Source organism: Sorangium sp. So ce185, assembly GCF_051526825.1.
Taxonomy (GTDB): Bacteria; Myxococcota_A; Polyangia; order Polyangiales; family Polyangiaceae; genus Sorangium; species Sorangium cellulosum_D.
Window position 1 is genome coordinate 8,940,718 of the sequence record NZ_CP150316.1, and the last position, 11,961, is coordinate 8,952,678.

Annotated in this window: 5 protein-coding genes; 3 read left to right on the forward strand and 2 right to left on the reverse strand. The window is 72.9% G+C overall.

Going from position 1 to position 11,961, the window contains the following annotated elements:
- Positions 1–33 precede the first annotated feature (33 nt).
- A complete protein-coding gene (locus tag WMF26_RS32745) occupies positions 34–4,008 on the reverse strand; it encodes a protein kinase domain-containing protein (RefSeq protein ID WP_437995927.1) in 3,975 nt (1,324 codons plus the stop codon).
- Positions 4,009–4,093: 85 nt separating this feature from the next.
- Here WMF26_RS32745 and WMF26_RS32750 point away from each other — a divergent pair, with 85 nt between their 5' ends.
- On the forward strand, positions 4,094–5,659 hold the full coding sequence (locus WMF26_RS32750; protein WP_437995928.1) for a serine/threonine-protein kinase: 1,566 nt from the start codon (positions 4,094–4,096) through the stop codon (positions 5,657–5,659).
- Positions 5,660–5,711: 52 nt separating this feature from the next.
- On the opposite strand, the gene WMF26_RS32755 is transcribed toward WMF26_RS32750, so the two are convergent.
- Positions 5,712–6,773, reverse strand: coding sequence for a class I SAM-dependent methyltransferase (locus WMF26_RS32755; protein WP_437995929.1), 1,062 nt, complete (start codon positions 6,771–6,773; stop codon positions 5,712–5,714).
- A 156-nt stretch (positions 6,774–6,929) separates the two neighbouring features.
- Here WMF26_RS32755 and cysS point away from each other — a divergent pair, with 156 nt between their 5' ends.
- Together cysS and WMF26_RS32765 are read left to right on the forward strand one after the other, a co-directional pair.
- Complete coding sequence (gene cysS / locus WMF26_RS32760; protein ID WP_437995930.1) at positions 6,930–8,468, forward strand: cysteine--tRNA ligase; 1,539 nt, start codon at positions 6,930–6,932, stop codon at positions 8,466–8,468.
- A gap of 884 nt (positions 8,469–9,352) precedes the next feature.
- Complete coding sequence (locus tag WMF26_RS32765) at positions 9,353–11,845, forward strand: LamG-like jellyroll fold domain-containing protein (protein ID WP_437995931.1); 2,493 nt, start codon at positions 9,353–9,355, stop codon at positions 11,843–11,845.
- Positions 11,846–11,961 lie beyond the last annotated feature (116 nt).

The following is an 11,961-nucleotide window of genomic DNA, read 5'->3' on the forward strand; positions in this document are numbered from 1 at the left end:
CCCAAACGCGGCGCGGGGACATGGCTTGTCGAATCAAGCCGTCAGGGTTGGACGAACGTCCGTTCGCGACGCCTCCTCCAGCCTGCGCTCGAGCTCGTCGAAGCGAGACAGCCACATGGGGCTCGCCGCGCGGAGCGCCCGCGCGCTCGCGAGCGACTCCTCCGCCTCTCCGGTGTGTCCTCGACGAAGCGCCATTCGAGCACGCCAGTAGAAGAGCTGAAGCGTGTTCTCGACGATGGGCTGGTCTCTCGCGAGCGCGATGGCGTCGTCCCACGACAGAGAGGCGGACCCGGCCGGCCGGAGACCGACCTCGGAGAGCACGAGCTCGAGCAAGGCGTAGTCCCGGACGTCGCCCGGCTCGAGGACGCAGGAGCGCGCGATCCACAGGGCCAGCTGGCTGGCTTGCTCGTACTCGTCGAGGACGAGGTGAATCTGCGCGAGCAGGATCGCCGTGTGCGGCACGGGGCGCTCCGAGGCCTGCTCTTCCAGCCACCGGGCGCGCCGCGCGAGCGCGAGCGCCTCACGCTGCCTGTCGCTCCAGTGAAGGAGCACGGCGACGTTGTACGAAGCCATCTTCTCGAGCCACGGATTGCCGATCTCGCGCGCGAGATCGACCGCGCGGCGGAGGTCGTCGACCGCGCCAGGCAGCGACCACCTCCAGGCCCACAGCGCGATGCGGTTGATGTACGCGGCGCAGAGGTGGAACCGGTCGCCGGCCGCCGTGAGCAGGGCGATGAGATCCCCGAAGGCCCGCTCGGCCTCCTCGCGACGGCCCGCCGACGCGAGCTGAAAGGACAGCATGATGAGGGCGAGGACGCGCGCGTCGTAGTCGCCCGACGCCCCGGCGCGCTCGGCGCAGTCGGTGAGCTCCGCGATCGACGCCTCGAGCTTCCCCCGCCGCCACGAGGTCCGGCCCTCGGCGACCCGGAGGAGCAGCGCGAGCTCCGGCGAGCGCGCCGCGTCGACGAGCGGCCGCGCCTCGTCCACCCGGCGCGCCGACGCCTCGAAGTCGAAGTCCCAGTCGAGCGCGGTCGCGTCCTCGAGCAGCAGGCTCGCCCTCTGGTGGGCGTCGCCGAGCGCCTCGGCCAGCGCGAGCGCCTCGCCGAAATCGCGGCGCGCCTCCTTCAGGCGGCACATGCGGTACCGGCTCCTGCCGCGCCCCGCGAGCGCGCGCACGCGCCGGCGCGCGTCGCCCGGCGCCGCGACCTGGAGCGCGGCGCCGTAGCGCTGGTCCGCCTCGACGACGTGGTGCCGCGCCGACGCGAGATCGCCGAGCGCGAGGTAGGCGTCGGCGGCCTCGGCGCACTCGCCGCTCGCGGCCGCGTGGCGCGCGAGCGCGCGGAGCCCGTCGGTCGAGCCGGCCGCCACCTGCGCCCGCCAGTACGCGAGGGCGCTCAGGTGGATCGCGGCGCGGTGCGCCGGGTCGAGCATCTCGTAAACCGCCTCCTGGAAGATCGCGTTCTGGAACGCGTGGCGGTCGTCCGCGCCGCCGCCGACCTCGCTGTCGCGCAGCAGGATCCGCCGCTCGACGAGCGCCGAGAGCCCGAAGCCCGCGTCGACCATCGAGCCGGCGGCGCCCGCGCGCTCCAGGCCGTCCAGCACCGCCTCGAGCTCGGCGCGATCGAACGACATGCCGAGCGCCGAGCAGACCCGGGCGCACGCGGCGAGCTCCGCCGGGAGCTCGTCGAGCTGCCGCGCCGCGAGCCACTGCCACGCCGGCGCGGGCGGCAGCGCCTCGACCTCCGCGGTCGCGAGGTAGAAGCCGCCGCCGGCGCGCCGGCGCACGACCCCGGCGTGCTTGAGGGAGCGGACGATCTGGCGCAGGCAGTCCGGGTTGCCCCCCGCCCAGTCGGCCAGGCGGCGGAGGGTCTCGGCCGGCGGGAACTCGGCGGGCAGGAGCAGCCGCGACGCGAGGTCCATCGCCGCCTCCTCCGCGAGCGGCGCGAGCGTCACGCGGGTGTGGCGCTGGTTGCGCTGGCCCCAGCTGGGGCGGGCCTGCTCGAAGCGCGGGCGCGCGGTCACGACCGCCCAGAGCAGGACACCCTCGCCGTCGAGCGTGGCGTACTCCAGGGCGTCGAGCAGCACGTCGTCCGCCTGGTCGGCGTCGTCGAGGATGACGGCGAGCGGGCCGCGGCGCGCCCGCTGGCGGAGCGCCTCGGCGAGCGCCAGCATCAGGCCGTGGCGGGCCGCGCCGGACAGCCGTCCGCCCCCCGGATCCGCCCAGCCGAGCGCCGCCGCGACCGCCTCCCACGTCGCGCTGCCGAGCGGCTCGCCGAGCCGCGCCACGCAGAAGCCCCGCGGGTCGTCGGGCGCGTCGTCGGGCGCGTCGAGCGCGACGCGCAGGAGCGCGCGCACCGCCTGCGCGGCGCCGCCGTGGATGGGGTGGAGCGCGCGCACGACCACCACGCGCACGTCCGGGACCGGCACGCCGGCGATGCAGGCGGCCTCGGCCGTGAGGCGCGACTTGCCGAGGCCGGCGTCGCCGATCAGCGTGAACAGGCCGGGGCACGCCCCGTCGAAGGCCTCGGTCGCGCTGCCCGCGAGCGCCGAGAGCACGTCGTCGCGGCCGAGCAGCGGCGGCTCGCCCAGGCTCTCCGGGTCGTTCGGCGGCGTGGGGGCGAGCTCCTCCTCGGGCAGCGCGCGCTGGAACTCCTCGGTCATCGCGAGGCCCCGCCACGGCTCGGGGGGGAGCCACGTCTCGGGGCGCTCGACCGGGGAGCCGTAGGCCGCGTGCATGCCGCCGGGGACCCGGCGCAGGCGCACGCTGGCGAGGTGCAGCGCGACGCGCGCGCCGCCGCGCTCCGCGATCTCGCGCGCCGCGGCGAGGGCGGCGCGGGCCGGGTCGTGGACGTCCCGCGCGGAGAACACGGCGAGGCAGCGCTGCCCCCGCTGCCGCGCGACGAACCCCCGGCGGCTGCCGACCGCCGCGATCACCGGCCCGGCGCCGGCCTCGGCGAGGAGCAGCGCGACCGGCTGGCGCCCCTCGGCGGCGGCCGTGGCGACGCCGTCGACCGGCCGCGACGACCGCGGCCCGGAGCGCGGCGACGAGGGCGGCGGGAGGGTGTCGGCGGCCGGGCGCGCGCGCAGGGCGTGCAGGGTGCGCCGGAGCGTTGTGGCGCTGTCGGGGCGGCGGCTCGGGTCCTTGGCGAGGCAGGCGAGCGTGAGCTCCTCGAGCCCCTCGGGGACGTCCGCGAGGTCGCTCGGGCGCGGCGGGCGCAGCGCCAGGTGGCCGTGCTCGATGGCGTCCTCGTTCCCGACGAACGGCGGGCGCAGGGTGAGCAGCTCGAACAGGACGACGCCGAACGCGTAGATGTCGGCGCGCGCGTCGATCCGCGCGGCGTCGCCCCGGAGCTGCTCCGGGGCCATGTACTCCGGCGTCCCCACGACGTCGCCGACGCGCGTGGCGCGGATCGACGAGGCCGGCTGGTCGTCGCCCGGGGCGAGCTTCGCGAGGCCGAAATCGAGCAGCACGGCGCGGCCGCTCGTGCGGAGCAGGAAGAGGTTCTCCGGCTTGAGATCGCGGTGGACGACCCCGCGCGCGTGCGCCGCCTCGAGCACCGCGAGGATCGCGTCCGCGCGCCCGGCGGCGCGGTCCGGGTCGAACGGGGCGCGGAGCGCGGCGAGCTCGTCGGCCAGGGTCCGGCCGAAGAGCCGCTCCATCGCGAGGTAAGGCCGGCCGTCGGCGAGCTCGCCCTGGGCGTACAGCTGGGCGACGTGGGGCACCCCCACGCGCTCGAGGAGCGCGGCCTCGCGCCGGAACCGCTCGCGGACGCTCGACGCCGCCTGCCGCGCCACCTTGATGGCCGCCGGCGCGCCGTCGTCGTCCCGCTCCGCGGCCCAGACGTCCGAGAAGCCGCCGCGCCCGAGCGGACCGAGCAGCGAGAAGCCGTCGATCGCGGGCGCCGCGCCTGCCACGACGTCGGGCTCGCCGGGCGGCGGCGTGAAGCCATCCCTGGCGCACGGCGCGCCGTCGGCGAGCCGCCCGTGACATACGGCGCAGCGGTGCATGATCGGCTCGATTTCGGGCAGCCGACGGTCGCGTTGGACACCGGCTTACTCCTACAGTAACGCAGGAAGTCGACGGCTGTCATGTATGAAGACCTCCTCTCGAGACGATGAGCCGTCCCTCGCCGAGCCGGCGGTGGACGCGCCCGTCGCCCCCCCGGCGGGCGCGACGGCGGCCGGCACGGCGCCGACCTGGGACCAGCGCACGCTCGATACGCGCGATCGCGAGGGCGACGGCCCCGGCATCCCGATCGCCGCGGCGCCGCGGGCGGGCGAATACCTCCTCGACGGGGTGATCGCCGAGGGCGGGTTCGGCGTCGTCTACCGCGCGGTGCACGCGACGAGCGGGGCGCCGGCGGCGGTCAAGATCATGCACGCCGAGCTCATCTCGCGCACCGACGTGGTGCTCCGGTTCCAGCGCGAGGTCGACGCGATCGTGCGGATCCGGCACCCGAACGTCGTCGAGATCCTCGACGTCGGGCAGCTCGAGGACGGGCGGCCCTACTACGCGATGGAGCTGCTGCAGGGCAGGAGCCTCGAGCAGCACCTGTTCTCGCGCGGCCGGCTCCCGGCCGACGAGGCGCTCGCGATCCTCGATCCGCTCTGCAGCGCGCTCGCCGCGGTCCACGCGCTCGGGATCATCCACCGGGACGTGAAGCCCTCGAACGTGATCCTGTGCGAGCAGGGCGGCGGGCTCCGGGTGGTGCTGCTCGACTTCGGCATCGCGAAGCTGCTCGGCACGACGGATCTCTCGCTCACGTCGTCGCGGCACGTCGTGGGGACGCCGGCGTTCATGTCGCCCGAGCAGCTCCTGAACCGGCCGGTCGACATGCGGACCGACGTCTACGCGCTCGGCGCGCTGCTCTACACGATGATCGCGGGCGCGATGCCCTTCTCGGCGAGCGCGTACCCGGTGCTGCGCCACCTGCACCTCCACCAGGCGCCGCCCCGCCCGAGCCTGCACGCGCCGGTCGACCCGGCGTTCGACGACATCGTCGTGCGGGCCATGAGCAAGGACCCCGCGGGCCGCCACCCGGACGTCGCGGCGTTCCTGGAGGACGTGCGGGCCGCGACGGCGCGGGTCCTCCGCACCGACGCGAAGGAGGCGGGGCGCGTCCGCCGCCTCGCCATCGGGATGCTCGTCGAGGTCCTCGCCGAGACCCGGGCGCTCGAGGCGCCGACCGACTCCTTCCTGACCGATTTCGAGGCGGTGCTCCCGGAGGCGATGACCGAGCTCGCGACCGCGGGGTTCTCGCCGCTCGCGGTCACGAGCACCAGCGTGCTGCTCTCGGCGGACTGGCCGCGCGACGAGCGCGGCGCCGAGGAGGCGCGCCGCCGCGCGATCGCGGCCGCGCTCGGGCTGTACGAGCGGCTCGCCGGGCCGGACCGGCGCGACCTGCGGGTCGGCGTGCGCTTCTGCCTCCACGCCGGCGACGTGGTGGTCACCGAGGACGGCTCGGTGGTGGGCGGGAACGTGCTCGAGCTCTCCTCGTGCCTGCCGGAGACGGCGGCGACGGGCGTCTACGCGTCGCCGGCCATGCTGGACGGCCTCGGCTTCACGTCGCACCGGGCCACGGGGGCCCCGGGCGCCGCGATCCCGATGCGCCGCGTGGCCGCGCGGCCGCCCTCGGACGGCGCCGCGGCGCCCGCGTAGCGGCGGGTCGGCGCGGCGCGCGAGGCGCGGGTGGGATCTGCGCGGGCGGGGGTCAGCGGGCGGGCTTCACGAACTTGAGGGTCATCCGGTCGCTCTCGCCGATGGCGGCGTAGCGCGCGCGGTCCTTGTCGCCGAGCCGGAAGTTCGGCGGCAGCGTCCAGACCCCTTCCGGATAGTCCTTCGTGTCCTTCGGATTGGCGTTCACCTCGGACTTGGTCGCGAGCTTGAAGCCGGCCGACTCGACCTTCTGGATCACCCACGCTTCCGGGAGGTATCCCTGCTTGGCGCTCTCGTCGGGGTTCGCGTCGGGCTTGGCGCGGTGCTGCACGATGCCGAAGACGCCGCCCGGCTTGAGCGCCTTGAACGCCTCGGCGACGTAGGCGTCGAATTTGCCGTTCCGTTGCCAGCCGTGCGCCTCGCGGATGGCGAGCACGAGGTCGGCCTTGCCGTCGATTCCGAGCTTCGGGTTGTCGCGGTCGATGACGACGACATCGACCTTGCCGAACAGGTCGGGCGACTTATCGAGCGTGCGCTTCAGCCGCTTGCCATAGAGGGTGTTGCGCGAGTCCGCGGGGCCGTTCGGGTCGAAGGACGTGACGATGAGCTTGCCCTTCTTGGCGAGCACGGGCGCGAGCAGCTCGGTGTACCAGCCCTCCCCTGCCCCGAGCTCGACGACGGTGCTCGTCGGCTTGAGGCCGAAGAACTCCAGGGTCTCGACGGGGTGGCGGGCCGCGTCCCGCTCGGCGTTGCCCGGGACGCGGTGCTTGCTCTTGAGCGCCGCGCGCAGCGCCGCGCCGGCGCTCGGGTGATTGGCCGCGAGGAGCGCCTTCACCTCGGCCTTGAGCGCGTCGTCGAACCGCGCGGCCTCCTGGTCGGCCTTGGCCTCCATGGCCTTCGTGTCCTCGGCGAGCTTGGCCAGCTCCGCCTTCTTCTTCTCCTCTGCCGGATCCACCGGGGGCGGGGCCGCCGCCTCGGGCTGCGCGGCCGGCTCGGCGGCCGGAGCCGGAGCCGGCGGCGGGGGCGGCGGGGCGGTCTCGACGGGCGGCGGGTTGGACGCGCAGGCGGCGAGCGCGCCCGTGAGGACGAACAGCAAGGTCCTTGAAGTGATGTGCATGCACGCCTGCGTAGATCGAAGACAGGACGGCCGCAAGCGTGCGGAAAACCACGGGAACGGGCGGGAACGGCGGCGATGTTCCGCGTTGACCGGGGAGCGGCGCCAGGGTAGCGTACGCGGTCCGGGGGGCAGCTCGCACATTCACGCAGGTGGCCGATGCCGCTCAAGGTCCATAACACGCTCACGAGGAAGAAGGAGCCATTCGTCTCCGCCCAGCCGAAGATCGTGCGCATCTACACATGCGGCCTCACGGTCTACGCGCCGATGCACATCGGTCACGCGCGCACCTACTGCTTCTGGGACGTCTTCCGCCGCTACCTCGAGTACCGCGGCAATCACGTGCTGAGCATCATCAACTACACGGACATCGACGACCGCATCATGCAGCGCGCGAACGAGCGCGAGGGCGCGGTCGACGTCGCCGAGCGGAACATCGCGGCCTTCCGGCGCGACTGCCGCAAGCTCCACATCAAGGACTACGCGGTCTACACGCGCGCCACCGACTTCGTCGACGAGCAGGTCGACATGGTGAAGCGCCTCATCGAGAAGGGCCACGCGTACTCGGTGAACGGCGAGGTCTTCTACGAGGTCGCCACGTGCCCCTCGTATGGTGAGCTCTCGGGGCGCAAGGTCGACGAGCAGGAGGTCGGGGCGAGCGGCCGCGTCGAGGAGGACTTCGCGCGGAAGCGGCACCCGGCGGATTTCAGCCTCTGGAAGCCGACCTCGCCGGGCCAGCCGAGCTGGCCGACCGGAGAGGGCGCGTGGCCGACGGGGCGGCCCGGCTGGCACATCGAGTGCTCGGCGATGAGCACGGCGCTGCTCGGCGAGCATTTCGACGTCCACGGGGGCGGAATCGACAACATGTTCCCGCACCACGAGAACGAGATCGCGCAGAGCGAGCCGCTCTGCGGGAGGCCGTGGGTGCGCTACTGGCTGCACCCCGAGCACCTCGATCTCAAGGAGGTGAAGATGTCGAAGAGCCTCGGGAACGTCATCTCCGTCGAGGAGCTCCTGTCCCGGCACGGCCACGACGAGGCGCGGTGGTTCTTCGTGACGCACCATTACCGGTGCAAGCTCCCGTTCGGCTGGGATCTGCTCCAGCAGAGCGCCCAGGGCTACGCGCGCATCAAGAAGCTCGCGGCGGTCCTCGCCGAGAAGCTGCGCGGCGCGGGGGAGGAGCCGCTCGCGCCGGGCGCGTATGCGTCGCAGCGGCCCGAGGAGGAGCGGTTCCCGAGGATGCGCCACCAGTACGTCCACGGCCAGTTCAAGGAGCACACCGAGCGGTTCATCGCGCGATTCGTCGAGGCGATGGACGACGACCTGAACACGCCGAACGCGGTGGCGGCCTTCTTCGATTACGTGAGCGCGCTTTATTCGGCGGGGATCGAGCAGTGCGACGACCGCGCGTCGCTGCTCGCGGTGTACCGGGCGGTGGCGCGCCATCTCTGGGTCTTCGGGGTGGAGGTGGCCGAGCCGGCGCTCTATCCGGCGCTCGTGGCCGACTATGCGGTCGCCCCTTCCGAGAGCGCGGCGGGGCGCGGGGGCGACGCCGCCATCGACCGGCTGATCGCGATGCGCCAGGCCGCGCGGAAGGCGAAGGATTTCGCGAAGGCGGACGCCATCCGCAACCTGCTGGCCGAGGCCGGCGTCGTCCTCGAAGACACCCCCCAGGGTCCCCGCTGGACCTCGTCCTGAGGAGCACTCCCGCTTCGGATACGGGCCCATCTCGACGTTTTCGGTGCTCGGCGTACAAGAGTACGCCTCCGCGCCGAAAACGCCGATCTGGGCCCGTCTCCTGTGCGGGAGTGCTCCGCTGACGTGGGTCAGAGATTAGGGGGGATGGGCCGTCGCCTGTGCGGGAGGGCTCCGATGACGTGGGTCAGAGATTAGGGGGGATGGGCCGTCGCCTGTGCGGGAGGGCTCCGCTGACGTGGGTTAGAGATTAGGGGGGAGGGCCGTCGCCTGTGCGGGAGGGCTCCGATGACGTGGGTCAGAGATTAGGGGGGAGGGCCGCCTCCTGTGCGGGAGGGCTCCGCTGACGTGTATCAGAGAATAGGGGTGAGGTTGTAGAGGGGGAAGCGGCGGAAACTTGCCGCGATCGACCGGGGCACCGCGGCCGCCAGGAACGCGGCGCGACGGGAGCTGCTCCGTATAACGACCTCGCGCAGGGCGGCGGACGGCAGAGGCGCGGCGTTCGGGACGAAGAGCGACGGGCGCGCGGCTCCAGAGAGGAGCTTTGGCGTAGACGCGGCGCAGCGGCGCACGATGATGACGCGTTGGAAGCGTGCTTGTCGGGGCTCGAGCACCCGCCTGTCATCGTAAAAATGGTGTGCCACATGTGCCAGTGTCAGGCCCCGGCGACATGGCCGGACACGCTGGGATCGATGCGGCAAGGGGGAAATCGCCGTCCAGCAGCGGGCATATCCATTGCTTGAGAAACAATGGGGCGCTCCGTACCAGCGCCCAAGCCCGAACAGCCCGGTCGGGTCTGAACCAACGCCTGCTCGCGTCACCAGCCGCAGATCGCGCTGCGGCCGGACCACGCTCGTGCAGTCAACTCTCACCCAACGAGAACGTAGATGCGGAACCTCTCCTTCGGCTTCGCCCATCCCCTCGCAACCAAAACCAGCTCGGCTGCGGTCCTCGCCCTGTTCGCCCTGGGCGCCGCCGCATGCGGAAGCTATGGCGTCGATGAAGGCTCGCTCGGCAACGCAGAGCTGGCGCTCGACGAGGCGGAAGGCGCCTCGATCGCCGTCGGCGTCGGCGGCAGCGGCGGCAGCGGCACCGGCGGCAGCGGCACCGGCGGAATCAGCACCGGCATCAGCAGCAGCAGCAGCACCGGCGTCGGCGGGGGCACCGGCGGCGGGCCGGTCGAGCCAACCCCGGTCGGGCCGCCGGCGGTCGCCTTCTGGCAGTTCGACGACTGCAACGGCTCGACGACGGAGCTGCTCGATTCGTCAGGCAACGGCACGACCGCCACCCGCTCGGCCAGCGCCGCCTGCGCTCAGGGCATCAGCGGCCTCGCCATCTCGTTCGACCAGAAAAAAGACACCGTCAGCGCCGACGACAATCCCCTCTTCACCTTCGGAAAGAACCTCGCGGTCGCGGCGTGGGTCAACCCGACCTCGGTGTCCGAGTCGACCCTGCAGACGATCGTGCAAGAGCGAGACAGCGGAGACAGGGGCTTCTCGCTCGGCATCCGCAACGGCGAGGCGCGGTTCGCCGTGACCCTGACCGACGGCCGGACCGTCACCTCCCGCGCTCCCATCGAGGCCAACGTGTGGACGCACGTCGCGGGCATCTACGACGGCAGGTTCGTGCGGCTGTTCCTGAACGGCGAGCAGGTCGGGCAGCTCAGCGCCGCAGGCACGATCCGCGACGTCAACGCGTCCATCCACATCGGCGGCAACGAGCAGAAACAGCAGCGCTTCACGGGCCTCATCGACGAGGTGTGGCTCTCCGCCAGCCCGACGACCGCGAGCGAGATCGCCCAGCTCTCCTGCCTCAGGCGGCCCGGGACGATCACCGTCACGCCCGCGAGCACCGGGCCGGTCCCCCCGAACACGCCGGTCGCGTACCAGGTCGCCGTCGCCAACAACGATGTCGGCGCGTGCGCCCCGGGGGACTACGCCCTCCAGATCTTCAACCCGTCGCCGGGCATCAACGTCTCCGGAGATACCACGTTCATCCCCGGCGTCCCGCCAGGGAGCACGGCGACCTTCGCGGTCACCGTGAACGGCACCGAGGACGCGGATCCCGGCGTCCACGAGATCCCCTTCGACGTGCTCAATTTCAGCTCGAACGAGCTCCTCGTCGGCTCAGGCGCCCTCAACTTCGAGCTCGCCGAGCCCACCGGCTGCTTCGTCCGGACGAGCCGCGAGATCTTCGTGAAGCACCTCAGCGTCGTCGAGGATCCCATCCGCACGACCTCCAATGGGCCGCCGGAAGACCCCCGGACCGGCGCGTGGACGTTCGCGCGCCTCATGGAGGACATGGCCCCCACGCCCGCCGAGGCGCCGGCCATGGTCGAGCAGATGCTCGATACCTGGCTGACCGACCAGGTCGTGAACGGCTTCACGGTGCCGGCGCGCCCGGCCATTCAGCAGGTCGTGCTCGACGAGTGGCCGAGGAGCCCCGACGGGTCGCTCGACCTGACGCAGGCGCCGCTCCTGCTGCTCGGCATCGTCAACAGGATCGACGTGCGGAACCTCGCCGAAGGTCACGCCGGCGAGGGGCGCTTCGTGTTCGGCGTCGTGAGCCAGGGCTTCCCGCAACAGTTCACCATCATCCTGGAGTACAAGCTCCCCGCGTCGACCGAGGCCGACGTGCTCGACTGGGCGAACGACTGGCACGCCCTCGGCAGCCTGCCCTTCCCGTCCGAGGAGTACAACGCCGCCCTCCAGGACATCACCTCCCGGTTCGCGGGCCGGAACGCGGCGCCCGGCAGGCCGAACGGGAGCTCGCTCGGGCAGCTCCGCACGAACGAGATCGCGCTGGCAGGCCCGTGGGAGCTGCGCGAGTTCGTCCTCTCGGCCGACACGGGCTTCTTGCGCCCGGAGACCGTCAAGCTGACGCCGGACATCGGCTTCGACGGCTCGGCCACGCTCGCGGCCTACGTGAACCAGAACGAGGCGGCGATCGTCGCGGAGCAACACACGGTGCCCGACTCGTTCCAGGGGAGCCCGTTCCTCGGCGGCTCGTCGTTCAACAACCTGACGGCGTGGACGGCCCCGGGTATCCTCAACAACGAGGCGCGGCACAAGTTCTCGCTCAACACCTGCAACGGGTGCCACGGGGCGGCGGAGACCGGGACGCCGTTCCTGCACGTGAACCCGAGGTCGCTCGGGGGCGAGGCGACGCTGTCCGGCTTCATGACCGGCATCAACATGCCTGACCCGGTGACCGGCGAGCTGCGCTTTTTGAACGACCTCGGGCGCCGGAACCAGGACCTGAAGGCGCTGGTCTGCGAGCCCGCCCCGACCTTCGCAGGCGCCGCGGGGCGCGGCGGCGCGGCCGGCGCGGCCGCGAGCCGCTCGGCGTTCATCCGCCGCGGCATCGGGCGCGTCCACTGACGCGGCAGCGCGACGGGCGGCGGGCGCGGCCGGCGAGCCGCGCCCGCCGGCCCGTCGCCGCCTCGCCCCCGCGACGGCCCGCGCCCGAGGCGGCGCGCGCCGGACATCCCCGCTCG